Origin of the sequence: Streptomyces tailanensis, assembly GCF_008386495.1 — a bacterium.
GTDB lineage: Bacteria > Actinomycetota > Actinomycetes > Streptomycetales > Streptomycetaceae > Streptomyces > Streptomyces tailanensis.
The window spans coordinates 84,295-97,982 of sequence record NZ_VTHJ01000032.1 but is presented as its reverse complement, the minus strand read 5'-3'; the positions used below and the strand labels follow the sequence as shown (position 1 = coordinate 97,982).

Sequence of the window (13,688 nt, the reverse complement as noted above, 5' to 3'; positions counted from 1 at the left end):
GTTGCCCCCACTTGATTGGAGCGACCTCGTGTCGCACCGTTCCACACCCACCGGCACCGGTCCCACTCGCCCAGCAGCTGCGCGTGGGCGGTCGACGACACGCGCAGCCGAAAGGTGTACCGGGCATGCCCGGCCCCGTCAGCTTCCATTGGCATCGTCATGATGCCAAAATAGCGCCGTGATCCGTTTCTCTCTCCGTATTCCGAACGACCTACACGAACGGGTGAATGCCCGCGCGACCACAGACCGAAGGTCCCTCAACTCCGAGATCCTCCACCTCATCGAGATCGCCCTCAGCACCGCTGGAGCGGACCCTGCATCGCTTGGCGGCGATCCAGCTTCTCTCACCCCGCTGCCCGGCAAACCTGATTCGTCCGGGCCCGAAGGCCGAAGCACGCCCCGGGACTTCCGGTGAAACGCCCTCTCCAAGCACTCCTCCTCCTCCTCAGCGGCCTCGGCCTCCTCCACGCCACCCTCCTCACCGACCTCTACCTCCGCTACGTCAAGGAGGGCATGCGCCCGGTACTGATCGCGTCCGGGGCGGTGCTGCTCGTACTGGCGGCGGCGGAGGCATGGTCGTGCTGGAACCCAAAACCCGAACCCGACGACACCCACAGCAATGACGACGGCCACGGCCACTCCACCCCACCCCACGTGGCGTGGCTCCTCTTCCTCCCCGCCCTGAGCCTCCTCGTCTACGCCCCGCCGGCGATCGGCGCGTACACCGCCTCCCGCGAGGCCCCGAAGGCCGTGGCGGTCAAGGAACAGGACGACTTCGAGCCGCTCCCCGAGACCTCACCGCTCCCGATGACCCTCACCGACTTCTCCACGCGCGTCCAGCAGGACCGCGAACAGGCCATCAAGGGACGCGAGATCGAGATGACCGGCTACGTCACGCCCGAGCAACAGGGCGGCAACGGCTGGTACCTGACCCGCACGATCTTCAGCTGCTGCGCCGCGGACGCCCAGTTCGTCAAGGTCCGCGTCCACGGCACCCCACCCCCGCCCGCCGACACGTGGGTCACCCTCACCGGCACCTGGCACCCCACCGGCACCCTCGGCACCAACTCCGCCACAGCCGCCCTCGACGCCCACACCCTGAAAAAGGTCCCCCGCCCAACCAACGGCTACAAGGACGCCCTTCCGCTCGCGGGGTCCTGAGGCCGGTGTGGTCGTCCCGTTCCTGAAGCGGAACGAGGGGTTGACGTTAACCGAGGACGCGCTCGTCGTTCCCGGCGGCCGACGTCGGCGGATCCCCTGGACCGACATCGTCAGGCTTTGTACGCGTTCTCCCCGTCCAGCCGGCGCATCACCGACCACGGCTGCCCGTACACCTCACCGGGCCGCCCCTTGCCGAGCGGTTCCGGTACGGCGAGGGGGAGGTGCGGGGCGAGCCGCGGCAGCCAGCGGTGCTCCGTGTCGACATGGTCGGCGCCACCAGGGAGCCGCGGGAGGCGTACGACCATGTCGTCGCCCAGGCGGAACATGACGTTGTCGGTGCCCGAGGCGGGCGCCGGGGCGAGCGGGAGCCCGGCCCACTCGGGGAACTGGGCGGCGATCAGCCGGGCGACGAGCGCCTCGTCGATGTCGAACTCGTCGGCGTGCAGTTTCCCGTGGGACGACATGGATCTCCGTACGCTCCGGTGACTGTGGGGCGACGCTGGAGCGTATTCACTCGGACGACGCGGGGGCCACGGATTTTCGGTCCGCCTCCCGGGACTTGTGGACGAATTTGGAGGTGGCGATGACGATGGCCACACCGGCGCCGCGCGCCTTGCGACCTCCCACCGCCTGGTTGCGGGGACCCTGCTCATGCCCACAAGGGGGACGTACGCATGAACAGGGCCCCACTACCCGAGGCCGGTAGTTCTGGCTACCGGCGACGAGGGTCTACTCGACAGCGACGCACGCCGCGTGTCGGGGTGGTGCTCACTGCCAGTCGCCGGGCTCGAATCGGTAGGGGCGGATGATCAGTTCGCGGTACTCAAGGTGACCAGGGTTGGCCTTGAGGTGGTCGACAGCCCAAGCGGTGCCGTCCGTGAACTGCTCTGATGCCTCGCTGCCTTTCCCGCATGGCTTGCACTGCATCTCGGCTTTGGTCCGCTCGGCCTCCGGGCGGCGATCGGGGCCGATCGTGTGCTCACGGAATCGGTAGGTGGCGCGGGTCATCGCTGCCCCTCGGTCTCGCAGAGATGGCAGTCGGGGATGGAGCAGGGAGGCAGTGAGCGGGGCGGGAATGCGATCACTCCGGACGCGAGATCAACGCGGCCGCCGTACTGCCTCCACCCATCGCCCCCCGAGTGCTCCTCCTCGGCCTCAGACAGGCAGACCAGTACGGGCTCAGGTAAGACGCCCAGGTGCATGCTGACGCGCTTCGCGGGGGGTGTCATCACGTGCGCACCTTGAATCGCCTGGGCTTTTCGGGAGGGCACGTACTGTGCTTGTAGAGGCCGAGCGCGGCGTCATTCGAACTTCGGTCAACCGTGACGCGCAGGCACGGATCAAGGGCCTCGAACGGCTGTTGGCAATTCCGGCACTTCTCGCCGGGCGGGGCGTAGGTCCCGTACTCGGCTTGTGATGCGTCAGTACCAGGTCCGTGGATCTTGGCTGCCATCGTCGCAATCCCCTCGCGTGAATCGATGGCACCACCATGAGATGCGACACTGCCCGGTGTCTGTGGCACTTCGCCAATCAGTCAGCGGGAAGTGCCACAGAGGCTACAGCGGCAGGCCCACAACGTCAGCCATGGTTCGCATCTCCGCCGTCAACGTCCGACGTCCCCGGATCACCCGCCCGAGGATGTCACGCGCATAGCGCTGGTTCGGCAGCCACTCGGGGCTGTCCTCGTTGATGAGCTGCAACTTCTCGAAAGCGTCGGCATGGTTGCCCGTCTTGGCGTGTGCGTCTGCCACGTCCAGCAAGTGACGGTTGCGGTTGTTCGATGTCGGCTTGAGGCTGAATACCGGAATCCGCTCAGCGATGTGAAGAACCCTGTCCGGCCTGTCAATCACGCTGGCATTCTCAGCGGCTTTGAGTTTGACCGTGGTCGGTCCGAATGTGAGGAGGAAGTCGTTCGCCGGGGAGTGTTCCCGACCGAGTGCAACGGCTGCTGATGAAGCGAGTCGCAAAGCATCCTCAGCGGCTCCGGATTGCGAGTTACGGACAGCAGCAGCGGACACCCTGAGAAGCATCCAGCCCCACGTTGCCAACTCCGCCGGGGTCGCGTGAGACATGCGAGGCTCGATTTCGTCGGCCCACTTCACTGCCAGGTCGTACGCCTTGCCTAATTCGCCCTGGCGCAGCAGCAGCCAGCACATGGTGTTGACCGTAGCGGCCATTTCCATGCGGTCGGCAGCCTCGTCAAGGGCTCGTTCCAAAGCAGTCTCAGCGGCCCGGAATTGTCTGGTTTGAACCATGAGCCATCCGGAAAGGTGCAAGAGCCGTGTGCGGACGCTGCGCCCCCCGGGCCCGAGCGCTTCGGCCTCCCGGAGCAGCGGAGGCAGCATCACGGCCAACGCGGCGAACTGGTCACCCTTGAACAGCGGCTCCGTTTCGCTCAGGGTGGCCCGTACGCCGTCGACAGTAGGAGGCTCATCGTCGAATCCCAAGACGATCGGCGGACGCTCCAAAGCGTTCCTGACGGCCTCCCATCGATCCACGGTTTCCGCGTCGGGGTCCTCCGGGTTGCGGCCACCGCCAAGGCTCATCGTCGACACCCTGAGGACGTGCGCCAGCTTGCGCAACGTCTCAAGTCGTGCCGTCTCTCGCTCGCCCTGCTCCAGCTTCCGGATGGTCGAGAGCGATACGCCCGACGCGTTCGCCAACTCCCGCTGGGACAGCCCGCGACGCTTGCGGACTTCCTTGACCCTCTGCCCCGCAGTGCTCATGGATCGAGCGTACGACGCAAACCCAAGCCGGGTGCGGGCTCTGGACGTGACCGTCTCGCCTGTGGGCTCCTCATGGCGCGGCGAGGTTCATGCGACGTCCAGGGTGTCTCCGGTGGTGCGTGTAAGGGATGAGAATCGTTTCTGCAAAGGTCCGCACATCAGCCCGGAGTGGAGAACCATGCTCCCCTTCTTCGTCTACGGCACCCTCCGCCCCGGCGAGAGCAACCATGACCTCTTCCTGAGGGGCCGCGTCCGCTCCGAGGAACCGGCGACGATGCGGGGTGTGGTCCTCTATGACGGCCCCGGGTACCCGTACGCCGTGGAGGAGCCCGGTGGTGTCGTGGTCGGCGAGGTGGTGACCGCCCTCCCCGAGGACTACGCCGAACTCCTGGGCATCCTGGACCGCTTGGAGGAGTACGCCCCCGGCGACCCCGCGAACCTGTACGAGCGGGTGGAGCGGCCGGCGACCCTTGGTGACGGCAGGGTCGTACGGGCCTGGGTGTATGTCGCCGCGCCGGCTGTCGCCGAACGGCTGCGGGCTCGGGGGAAGCGGATTGAGAGTGGGGACTGGCGGGGGCGGTGACCCTGGGGCGGCCCCCTCCGGTTCAGGCGACCGTCAGCCGTAGTAGCAATGCCGTCGGGGCTTCCGGCAACCTCACCCGCAACTCCCTCCCGTCCCACTCCGCCGCACCCGTATCTGCCCTCGGGTGCAGGATCTCCACCCGTACCTCGCCCCCACCCTCCCGCCCCGCCAAGTGCGGCAGCGCGAAGGTCCGTTCGACGGGGCCGCCCCTCCGCCACACCGTCACGTACACCGGCCCCGCACCCGCCACCGGCGGCCGCAACCCCAGCGCGATCCACTCGTCCGTCCAACCGGGCAGGCCCAGCGGCCAGAAGGGCACCGAGGTGCGCAGGTCGCCACGGATGGCCTTGTACGTGTCCAAGGCGTCGCGCACCAACTCCAGTTGACGCTCGGTCATCTGGTCCAGGTGCCCCGACAGATGGATCCTCCCCAGTAGCGCCGAGCCGAGGGTGAAGGCGATCTGTTCACCCGTGTACGACGGTTGGGGGTACGCCCACACGGCGCCCTGCTCGGGCGGTACGGCGGTGGGGGCGGACGCCGCGATGGGTGGGTAGCGCAGGGGGTCCTGTTGGTCGGAGGTGGACTGGAGCTGGGTCACGGCGAGGGACGCGCCGTCCATGCGCATGCCGCCCGAGGCGCAGTTCTCGATGACCAGCCCGGGGTGGCGGTCGAGCACCGACGACAGCCAGGCGAGCCAGGCGCGGGAGTGCGCGAGGTGTCCGGGTGCGGAGGTCGTGATGTTGTAGTCGAGTTTCAGGTAGCCCACGCCCCACTCGCCGACGATCCGGTCGACCGTCTCGTCGAGGTGGGCCCGCGCCTCCGGGTGGGCCAGGTTCAGCTGGTGGCGGCCCTGTTCGGTCACCCGGGTGCCGTCCCCGTGCCGGAGGAACGCCTCGTCGGGCAGGGTGCGGGCGAGCGGGCTGCGTACGCCGACGACCTCCGGCTCCAGCCACAGGCCCGGCACCATCCCGCGCTCCCGGATCCGGTCCAGCACCACGTGGATGCCCCCGTCGGGGAAACGCCACGTCGACGGCAGCCAGGCGCCGACGCTGTCCCACCAGGCCCCGACCTCCTCCAGGTTGCCACCGTCCCCAGCCCTCTCCTCATCCCCGCCGTCGTACCAACCGGCGTCCACACAGAAGTACTCCGCGCCCGCGTCCGCCGCCGCGTCGATCAGCGGCAGCAGTTTCTCCGTCGTCGGGTCGCCCATCAGCGTGTTCATGTAGTCGTTGAAGACGACCGGCAATCCATCGTGGTCCGGGTGCGGGCGGCGGACGACGCGGCGGTACGACGTCAGCGCGGCCAGCGCCCCGTCGAAGCACGTACCGAGCGCCAGGGCGACCCACTCGGCGGCGAACTCCTCACCCCGGGCGAGGACTTGACTCCAACCGTGCTCGTCGTGGGTCGGTCCGCCGAGCGCCAGATACGTCTGGCCCGCCGAGTCACCGGCCTCCCAGACCCAGCTCGACGCCGACTCGATCTGCCACAGCCAGCTGCGCGCGTCCGTACGGTGGACCAGCGCGCCCATCGCCAGATGCCCGTCGGTGGGCCAACTGCCGCGCCCGGCCAGGCGAGCGGCCGCGTGACCGCCGGTGTGGCCGTGCGCCTCCAGACCGAGGTCGGGCGCGGAGTCCCGCAGCGGTTCGGCGTACCAACGGCACTCCGCGAGCCAGTCGTTGCGCGCCCGGAACACCGACAGCTCGTCGGGGGAGGGGAGTCCGCCGAGGAGGAGACTGCCCACCGAGCGCACGGTGAGCGGACCGTCGCCGTCGTTGCGCAGCCGCACCCGGGAGCGCAGTACGGGGATGCCGTCCGGGATGGCGTACTCGACGAACGCGGTCAACCCGCTCTCCGGGTCGTGGAGTTCGAAGGTCAGCCGGTGCCAGCCGACGCCGTCGCCGGAGCTGTGCTCCACGCCGTACGTGGAGTGGTGCGCGCGGTATCTCAGCCGGTCGCCCAGCGCGGTGCCGGTGAAGCGGGGTCTCGACCAGCCGGTGCCGTCGCCCAGCAGGACCAGGTCGACCAGCGGCAGCGAGGGGTCCGTCTTCGCGTCCTCGGGCTCCGGCGGGGGTTCGTCGGGGCGTCCTACGCGCACCAGCCGGGGTGTGTCCCCGCTCAGGTCGAAATCGACGGTGAGCGCGGAGTGGCCCCAGCGGTAGGAGAGGCTCCACGGGAACGAGTTGGTCCACTGGTAGCTGTCGGGCTGCGGCATGCGATCCCCCCGGTTCGACTGTGCTCCCAAAGTCTTCACAGCGGGCTGTGAGGGCACTGTGTCCATCCTCGGTGAAACGTCGGGATCACCACATGATGTCTACGGCCAAGTGTATGAATGTTCAAGTGCCGGGGGTGTTGATGTTGCGCACAACAGCACCACCCGTCTCACCTGCACCACCGCATCACCTGCACCAATGCGCGACATGACACATCAGCACCGCGGCACGAGGAGCAGCCCCCCTGAACGCCGTAGCTCTGAACGACACCGTCCTCAAGAACGCCCGCCCCGAAGTCAACGAGTGGCTCGCCGAGTTCGTCGCACGGCACGACGGTTTCGTCGGCTCCGTCCATCTGTCCCAGCCCGCCGAGGAGGGCGAGATCGTCCTCGTCGCCGCGCACAACCTGCCGCCGACCGTGGTGCGCGGCCGTCGTCGTCATCGGCAAGGGCATGGCCGGGGTCACCGCCGAACGCCGGGAGCCGATCGGCATCAGCGACCTCCAGACCGACAACTCCGGTGTCGCCCGCCCGCCGGCCCGCGCCTCGCAGGCCAAAGGCTCGGTCACGCTGCCCGTGTTCGCGCCGGACGACCCCACGAACCTCGTCGCCGTGGTCGGCCTCGGCTTCGCCGAGCAACGGGAGTCCAGCGAGGAGGAGATCGCGACGTACGGCAAGGACGCCAAGACCGTACTGACCGTGGCCTGATCCGCCAGCCAGCCAGCCAGCCAGCCAGCCAGCCAACCAACCGGCCCGGATCCGGCGGTTCACACCGACCGGATCCGGCGCGGGTCACTTCCCCGCCACCTCCACCCGCACCGCGCACGTCTTGAACTCCGGCATACGGGAGGTGGGGTCGAGGGCGGGGTTCGTCAGGGTGTTGGCCCGGCCCTCGCCCGGCCAGTGGAACGGCATGAACACCGTGTCGGGGCGGATGGCGGTGGTGATCCGCGCGGGCGCCACCGCCCGGCCCCGCCGGGACACCACGGCCAGCGGGTCGCCCTCCGCCGCCCCGAGCCGCTCGGCCAGCCGGGGATGCAGTTCCACGAACGGGCCGGGCGCGGCGGCGTTCAGCTCGTCGACCCGCCTGGTCTGCGCGCCCGACTGGTACTGGGCGACCACCCGGCCGGTGGTCAGCAGCACCGGATACTCCTCATCCGGCTCCTCGGCCGCCGCCCGGTGCGACACGGGCACGAACCGGGCCCGGCCGTCCTCGGTGGCGAACCGGTCGAGGAAGAGCCGCGGGGTGCCCGCGTGCACCGCGTCGGCCGAGTCGGCGGGCGGCGTCGGACACGGCCAGAACACCCCGTTCTCCTCCGCGAGCCGCCGGTAGGTGATCCCCGAGTAATCGGCGGGCCCGCCCGCGCTGGCCCGGCGCAGCTCCTCGAAGACCTCCTCGGGGTCGGTCGCGAAGCCCTTCTCCACGCCCAGCCGGGCGGCCAGTTCGTTCATCACCTCAAGATCGCTGCGGACGCCCTCGGGAGCGGTGATCGCGCGCTGCCGCAGCAGCACCCGGCCCTCCAGATTGGTCGTCGTGCCGGTCTCCTCCGCCCACTGGGTCACCGGCAGGACGACATCCGCGAGCGCCGCCGTCTCCGACAGCACGACGTCGCACACCGCGAGGAAGTCCAGCGACTTGATCCGGTCCTCGATGTGCGCGGCGCGCGGCGCCGACACCACCGGGTTGGAGCCCATCAGCAGCAGGGACTTGATGTCCGTACCCAGCGCGTCCAGCAGTTCGTACGCGCTGCGCCCCGGCCCCGGCAGGCTGTCCGGGTCGACGCCCCACACCTCGGCGACATGCCGCCGCGCCTCGGGGTCGACCAGCTTGCGGTAGCCGGGCAACTGGTCGGCCTTCTGCCCGTGTTCGCGCCCGCCCTGCCCGTTGCCCTGCCCGGTGAGGCAGCCGTACCCGGACAGCGGGCGCCCGGCGCGGCCCGTCGCCAGCGTCAGGTTGATCCACGCGCCAACCGTGTCGGTGCCCTTGGACTGCTGCTCGGGCCCGCGCGCGGTGAGCACCATCGCGTTCTCCGGCTCGCAGAACATCTGTACGGCCGCCCGCAGTTCGGGAACGGACACCCCCGTGATCCGCTCCACGTACTCCGGCCAGTGCGCCATCGCCGCGGCCCGCGCCTCCTCCCAGCCGCTCGTACGCTCCCGGATGTACTCCTCGTCCGTACGCCCTTCCGCGACGATCACATGCAACAGGCCCAGCGCGAGGGCGAGATCGGTGCCGGGGCGCGGCGCCAGATGCAGATCCGCCTGTTCGGCCGTACGGGTACGGCGCGGATCGATGACGATCAGCTTGCCGCCGTTGTCCTTCAACTCGGTGAGATAGCGGAGCGCCGGCGGCATGGTTTCCGCGAGATTGGAGCCGACGAGGACGACACACCCCGTCTTCGGGATGTCCTCCAGCGGGAACGGCAGCCCCCGGTCCAGACCGAACGCCTTCATCCCGGCGGCCGCCGCCGAGGACATGCAGAAACGCCCGTTGTAGTCGATCTGCGAGGTGCCGAGCACGATCCGCGCGAACTTGCCGAGCGCGTACGCCTTCTCGTTGGTGAGCCCGCCACCGCCGAACACTCCGCACGCGTCCGGGCCATGTTCCGTACGCGTGCGGGTGAGTCCCTCGGCGATACGGTCGAGTGCCTCGCCCCAGGAGGCGGGTTCCAGGACGCCCGCCTTCCTGACCAGGGGAGTGGTCAGGCGGACGCTCGACGACAGCACCGCGGGCGCCGTACGGCCCTTGCCGCACAGCGCGCCGCGGTTCACCGGGAAGTCCGGGCGCTCGACGACCGCGACGCCACCCGCTGATCCGGGCGTGAGGTTCATCCCGCACTGCAGGGCGCAGTACGGGCAGTGGGTGGGCGTCGCGGAGTTCGGCATACCGCCCAGCGTGCGTCGGGAGTGTTACGCGCCGGGACGCTCCCCTGTTACGCGACCGGCACGGGTACCTCCCGGCGCGGACCGGGGTGGCGTGAGGAGACGCGGACCGGGTGGCATGAGGAGAAGGGAGGAGAGCGGACGATGCCTGGGTGAACGGAGGGTTCTCCGATGTCCCGGCTCTGTCACCGAGTGCGCTCGCACAAGCGCTTACGGTGCCCTGCGTTCGGCCGTGCGTGCTAAGAACTACGGGCGCCACGGACACGGGAGTCATACCGAGAGCCCGACGTGGCGCACGCCCAATCGCAGGGCCCGCGAGGGCCGTAGGGGGAAGAGGACCACCACCGTGAACCGTATGCGCACCACTGTCGCCGTCCTGGGCGCCACCGGCGCTCTGACCGTCGCCCAGCTGGGCCTCGCCGGGGGAGCGTCCGCGACGGATGTCTCGACGCAGGACACCAAGTGCGGGATCAAGATCACTTTCCTGACGAGGTTCTACGTGGACCAGAACAACTGGGTGACCAACGGCGGCCTCAAGTTCGGTCTCACGAACACCACCAAGAAGCAGACCTTCAATTCGGTGAGCCTCAAGGTGCAGAACGTCAAGAGCCTCCGCTTCGGCAAGGCGACCGTGACGACCAGGCCGATCGGTCGGATCACCCAGAAGACCGACCAGACCGTCAAGATCGCCGCCAAGACACTGAAGCCGGGCAAGAGCGCCGCCTTCAAGGTCAGCACGCGCCTGCTGAAGAACAGATACGAGGCGAAGTTCACTCTGTACGGCAAGACCCCGAACGGCAAGAGCTGGAGCTGCCCGGTGGACGGGGGCACCTGGGGCAACATCCACTAGGGGGTGTTTTGAAAGTCCCGCACAGCACCCGCGGCGGACTATCGCAACACCCCCTACCCGCCCAGCCGCCTCTCCATGAGGCTCAGCGGGCCGAGGCCAGCGCCCGCTCGACCCCCGGTTCCTCCGGCCCGAGGAACCGGGGGTCCGGCTCGAACAGGGCGTCCAGGGAGGCCTTGCCCGCGGCGAACAGCTCCCGGGTGGCGCCGTAGTACCAGGTCCCGTCGTGCCGGTCCTGCACCCCGACACCGTACGACTCGACGCCCGCCTCCTGGCACAGCGCGACCGCCCGGCGTATGTGGAAGCCCTGGCTGATGAGCACCGCGCGGTCGACACCGAAGATCTTCTTCGCGCGGACGCAGGAGTCCCAGGTGTCGAAGCCCGCGTAGTCACTGACGATCTGGCCGTCGGGCACCCCGTGCTCGGTGAGATAGGCCCGCATCGCGTCCGGCTCGTCGTACTCCTCGCGGCTGTTGTCCCCGGTGACCAGCACCACCTCTATACGGCCCTCGCGGTACAGCTCGACCGCCGCGTCCAGCCGCCGCGCGAGATAAGGGGACGGCTCGCCCTGCCACAGTCCCGCCCCGAAGACCATCGCCACATCCGTACGCGGCGCATCGGCGGTCGTCCGCAGCCGCCCGTCGGCGGCGGTGAACATCCACGTCGCGGGCAGCAGCGCCAGCACACACAGCAGCATGCCCACCTGCACGGCCCGCCGCCGCCCCGCCCGCGTACGAGGCAGCCGGAACACCCGCCTCACCCGCCTGACCCCCCTCATACCGCTCCCCGCCCCGCCATGTGTCCTGAATGTTTCCGACGGACCCGACAGCGCCCGTCCTTCCGATCAACGAAGACGCCGTACGCGGTGATCCGGTTCATCGCACAGCGTGACCAGTCTCACTCAGCCGAGCCGAAACCCCTGGTCACGGAGGTTCACACACCCCCGTGGCCCACCGTGAACCCCCGGAAAACCCCCGTCATTCCCGTGCAACGGGCAGGCAACCTCCCCCCGACACCATTTGTTCATGTTGTTCATGAAGGCGACCCGACGCCCCGCCCCGCCCGCACTCGTGCTCGTGGCGCACGGCAGCCGCGACCCGCGCGCGCTGGAGACCGTACGCGCCCTCATGGACCGCGTCCGCGAACAGCGCCCCGGCCTGGACGTGCGCCTCGGCCACATCGAGCTGAACGAGCCCCTGCTCCCCGACACCCTCGCCACCCTCGGCCACCGCGAGGCCGTCCTGGTCCCCCTCCTCCTCAGCCGCGGCTACCACGTCAAACGGGACATCCCCGAGATGGCCGCGGAGGCAGGCGTACGCGCCCGGGTAGCGGCCCCCCTGGGCCCGCACCCCCTCCTCGCGGAGGCCCTCCACGCCCGCCTCGTCGAGGCCGGCTGGCGCACCCGCATGGACGACGCCACCCGCCGCACCAGCGCCGTCGTACTCGCCGCCGCGGGCTCCCGCGACCCCCAGTCGAAGGTCGACACCGGCCGTACCGCCCAACTCCTCGCCGAGCGCCTGGGCGTCCCGGTGGTCCCGGCCTACGCCACCACCGCCGCCCCCACGGTCCCCGACGCCCTCCAGGCCCTGGCCGCCGCCGGCCGCCCCCGAGCAGCCGTAGCCTCCTACTTCACGGCCCCCGGCCGCTTCGCCACGGAGTCCGCGGAAGCGGCCCCCTGGATAGCGTCGGCCCCCTTGGGCACACACCCGGCAATGGCGAGCCTGGTCCTGCACCGCTACGACGGGGCCTTGGCAACCCCGGAGGCGACGAGGGAACGAGCGCTGGCAACGGCGTAGGGCGCCTCATAACAAGAGGGCACCCTCTTTCTTCAGGGGCGCGGGGCTGTATCGATATGCGGCTCCGCCGCGTGGGCGCGACAAGCCACGACGAACCCGCACCCGCCCAAAATCAGAACCCGGCAGACGAGTAGGCACCCATTTGTCACCCCCGCCGCTTACTGTCGAGACATGGAAGGCGCCGCACCCCACCCGCACGAAAACTACATCCCGCCCCCCGGCTATGACCCGACGTCAGTCGAACGATGGGCCCCGGAACCAGACAAACGCCCCGGCCGCACCGCCTTCCAACGCGACCGAGCCCGCGTACTCCACTCCGCGGCCCTGAGAAGACTCGCCGGCAAAACCCAAGTCGTGACGCCGGGCACCCGCAACGAGGCGTGGGACGCAACCCCCCGCACCCGCCTGACCCACTCCCTGGAGTGCGCCCAAGTCGGCCGCGAGCTCGGCGCAGCCCTCGGCTGCGACCCCGACCTCGTAGAAGCCGCCTGCCTCTCCCACGACCTCGGCCACCCCCCGTTCGGCCACAACGGCGAGGTCGCCCTCAACGAATTCGCCGATGACTGCGGCGGCTTCGAGGGCAACGCCCAGTCCCTGAGGCTCCTCACCCGAATCGAACCCAAACGCTTCACCCCCGAAGGCTCCGTCGGCCTCAACCTCACCCGCGCCACCCTCGACGCCGCCACCAAGTACCCCTGGCCCCGCGACGGTCACCCCACCGACCCCGCGTCCCCCAAGTTCGGCGTCTACGACGACGACCGCCCCGTCTTCGACTGGGTCCGCAAGGACGCCCCCGGCACCCGTACGACCTTCGAGGCCCAGGTCATGGACTGGTCCGACGACGTGGCGTACTCGGTGCACGACGTCGAGGACGGCCTGCACGCGGGCCACATCGACCCCAACCTGCTGCACGCGGAGCCCGAACGGCAGGCGGTGTTCGAGGTGGCCCGCGGCCGGTACGTGCCCGCCGACACCGACCCGGCCGAACTCGCCGAAGCCCTCGACCGCCTCCTCGACCAGGAGTGGTGGCCGCACGGCTACGACGGAACGGCCGTCGCCCAGGCCCGGTTGAAGGACGCCACCAGCCAGCTCATCGGCCGCTTCTGCCTGGCCGCCGAGGGCGCGACCCGGCAGACGTACGGCACGGGACGGCTCACCCGGTACGCCGCCGAACTGGTCGTCCCGCGCGAGGCCCGGCTGGAGTGCGCGGTCCTCAAGGCCGTCGCCGACCGGTATGTGATGCAGCGCGCCGAGCAGGAGCGGCTCCGCGCCGACCAGCGGATCGTCGTCGCCGAACTGGCCGAGGTGCTCACCGCCCGCGCCCCGGAAGGCCTCGAACCGCAGTTCCGCGCGCTGTTCGACGAGGCCCCGGACGACCGCGCCCGCAAGCGGGTGATCGTCGACCAGATCGCCTCCCTCACCGACACCTCGGCCCGCTCGTTGCACGCGAGACTGACGGGTCGGATGTTCACAATCACGTGAC

General features: G+C 69.7%; 14 protein-coding genes. 7 read left to right on the top strand and 7 right to left on the bottom strand.

All coding sequences use genetic code 11. The features are described 5' to 3' along the window. The first annotated feature begins 178 nt into the window (after window positions 1-178). Complete coding sequence (locus tag F3T56_RS49375) at window positions 179-415, top strand: Arc family DNA-binding protein (RefSeq protein WP_149827633.1); 237 nt, start codon at window positions 179-181, stop codon at window positions 413-415. Continuing rightward, a complete protein-coding gene (locus tag F3T56_RS25105; RefSeq protein WP_149827632.1) occupies window positions 412-1,161 on the top strand; it encodes a TIGR03943 family putative permease subunit in 750 nt (249 codons plus the stop codon). The genes F3T56_RS49375 and F3T56_RS25105 overlap by 4 nt, the downstream gene beginning before the upstream one ends. 110 nt (window positions 1,162-1,271) lie before the next feature. Here the strand turns inward: F3T56_RS25105 and F3T56_RS25100 are convergent, their stop codons facing one another. The 3 genes from F3T56_RS25100 to F3T56_RS25090 form a co-directional block, all read right to left on the bottom strand. Beyond that, a complete protein-coding gene (locus F3T56_RS25100) occupies window positions 1,272-1,625 on the bottom strand; it encodes a phosphotransferase (protein WP_172639124.1) in 354 nt (117 codons plus the stop codon). A 304-nt stretch (window positions 1,626-1,929) separates the two neighbouring features. Further along, window positions 1,930-2,169: a DUF7848 domain-containing protein gene (locus F3T56_RS25095; protein WP_149827631.1), complete on the bottom strand. Its 240-nt coding sequence runs from the start codon at window positions 2,167-2,169 to the stop codon at window positions 1,930-1,932. 548 nt (window positions 2,170-2,717) lie between these two features. Then, window positions 2,718-3,887, bottom strand: a complete 1,170-nt coding sequence (locus F3T56_RS25090; protein ID WP_149827630.1) for a helix-turn-helix domain-containing protein — start codon at window positions 3,885-3,887, stop codon at window positions 2,718-2,720. A 178-nt stretch (window positions 3,888-4,065) separates the two neighbouring features. On the opposite strand from F3T56_RS25090, the gene F3T56_RS25085 reads away from it, so the two are divergent. Then, on the top strand, window positions 4,066-4,470 hold the full coding sequence (locus tag F3T56_RS25085; RefSeq protein WP_149827629.1) for a gamma-glutamylcyclotransferase family protein: 405 nt from the start codon (window positions 4,066-4,068) through the stop codon (window positions 4,468-4,470). 22 nt (window positions 4,471-4,492) lie between these two features. Here the strand turns inward: F3T56_RS25085 and F3T56_RS25080 are convergent, their stop codons facing one another. Further along, the gene (locus F3T56_RS25080; protein ID WP_149827628.1) at window positions 4,493-6,682 is read right to left on the bottom strand and encodes an alpha-galactosidase; all 2,190 of its coding nucleotides are present in this window, start codon (window positions 6,680-6,682) and stop codon (window positions 4,493-4,495) included. A 167-nt stretch (window positions 6,683-6,849) separates the two neighbouring features. Further along, the gene (locus F3T56_RS25075; protein WP_149827627.1) at window positions 6,850-7,122 is read right to left on the bottom strand and encodes a hypothetical protein; all 273 of its coding nucleotides are present in this window, start codon (window positions 7,120-7,122) and stop codon (window positions 6,850-6,852) included. A gap of 10 nt (window positions 7,123-7,132) precedes the next feature. Here F3T56_RS25075 and F3T56_RS25070 point away from each other — a divergent pair, with 10 nt between their 5' ends. Further along, window positions 7,133-7,387: a hypothetical protein gene (locus F3T56_RS25070; RefSeq protein WP_149827626.1), complete on the top strand. Its 255-nt coding sequence runs from the start codon at window positions 7,133-7,135 to the stop codon at window positions 7,385-7,387. Between the two features lie 84 nt (window positions 7,388-7,471). On the opposite strand, the gene F3T56_RS25065 is transcribed toward F3T56_RS25070, so the two are convergent. Then, window positions 7,472-9,565: a molybdopterin oxidoreductase family protein gene (locus F3T56_RS25065; protein WP_149827625.1), complete on the bottom strand. Its 2,094-nt coding sequence runs from the start codon at window positions 9,563-9,565 to the stop codon at window positions 7,472-7,474. Between the two features lie 352 nt (window positions 9,566-9,917). Here F3T56_RS25065 and F3T56_RS25060 point away from each other — a divergent pair, with 352 nt between their 5' ends. Beyond that, a complete protein-coding gene (locus tag F3T56_RS25060; RefSeq protein WP_246203817.1) occupies window positions 9,918-10,412 on the top strand; it encodes a hypothetical protein in 495 nt (164 codons plus the stop codon). A gap of 82 nt (window positions 10,413-10,494) precedes the next feature. Here the strand turns inward: F3T56_RS25060 and F3T56_RS25055 are convergent, their stop codons facing one another. Beyond that, window positions 10,495-11,187 carry a SanA/YdcF family protein gene (locus F3T56_RS25055; RefSeq protein WP_172639123.1) on the bottom strand — a complete coding sequence of 231 codons (693 nt, stop codon included), beginning with the start codon at window positions 11,185-11,187 and terminating at the stop codon, window positions 10,495-10,497. 247 nt (window positions 11,188-11,434) lie between these two features. Between F3T56_RS25055 and F3T56_RS25050 the strand changes: the two genes are divergently transcribed. Beyond that, window positions 11,435-12,205 (top strand): sirohydrochlorin chelatase, encoded by a 771-nt coding sequence (locus F3T56_RS25050; protein WP_149827623.1) that lies wholly within the window; start codon window positions 11,435-11,437, stop codon window positions 12,203-12,205. A gap of 171 nt (window positions 12,206-12,376) precedes the next feature. Next, window positions 12,377-13,687: a deoxyguanosinetriphosphate triphosphohydrolase gene (locus tag F3T56_RS25045; protein WP_149827622.1), complete on the top strand. Its 1,311-nt coding sequence runs from the start codon at window positions 12,377-12,379 to the stop codon at window positions 13,685-13,687. Window position 13,688: the final 1 nt, after the last annotated feature.

Coding starts and splice junctions, on each gene's coding strand:
- F3T56_RS25100 (WP_172639124.1), bottom strand. CDS start 1,625: ATGTCGTCCCACGGGAAACTGCACGCCGACGAGTTCGACATCGACGAG.
- F3T56_RS25095 (WP_149827631.1), bottom strand. CDS start 2,169: ATGACCCGCGCCACCTACCGATTCCGTGAGCACACGATCGGCCCCGAT.
- F3T56_RS25090 (WP_149827630.1), bottom strand. CDS start 3,887: ATGAGCACTGCGGGGCAGAGGGTCAAGGAAGTCCGCAAGCGTCGCGGG.
- F3T56_RS25085 (WP_149827629.1), top strand. CDS start 4,066: ATGCTCCCCTTCTTCGTCTACGGCACCCTCCGCCCCGGCGAGAGCAAC.
- F3T56_RS25080 (WP_149827628.1), bottom strand. CDS start 6,682: ATGCCGCAGCCCGACAGCTACCAGTGGACCAACTCGTTCCCGTGGAGC.
- F3T56_RS25075 (WP_149827627.1), bottom strand. CDS start 7,122: ATGACGACGACGGCCGCGCACCACGGTCGGCGGCAGGTTGTGCGCGGC.
- F3T56_RS25070 (WP_149827626.1), top strand. CDS start 7,133: ATGGCCGGGGTCACCGCCGAACGCCGGGAGCCGATCGGCATCAGCGAC.
- F3T56_RS25065 (WP_149827625.1), bottom strand. CDS start 9,565: ATGCCGAACTCCGCGACGCCCACCCACTGCCCGTACTGCGCCCTGCAG.
- F3T56_RS25060 (WP_246203817.1), top strand. CDS start 9,918: ATGCGCACCACTGTCGCCGTCCTGGGCGCCACCGGCGCTCTGACCGTC.
- F3T56_RS25055 (WP_172639123.1), bottom strand. CDS start 11,187: ATGAGGGGGGTCAGGCGGGTGAGGCGGGTGTTCCGGCTGCCTCGTACG.
- F3T56_RS25050 (WP_149827623.1), top strand. CDS start 11,435: ATGTTGTTCATGAAGGCGACCCGACGCCCCGCCCCGCCCGCACTCGTG.
- F3T56_RS25045 (WP_149827622.1), top strand. CDS start 12,377: ATGGAAGGCGCCGCACCCCACCCGCACGAAAACTACATCCCGCCCCCC.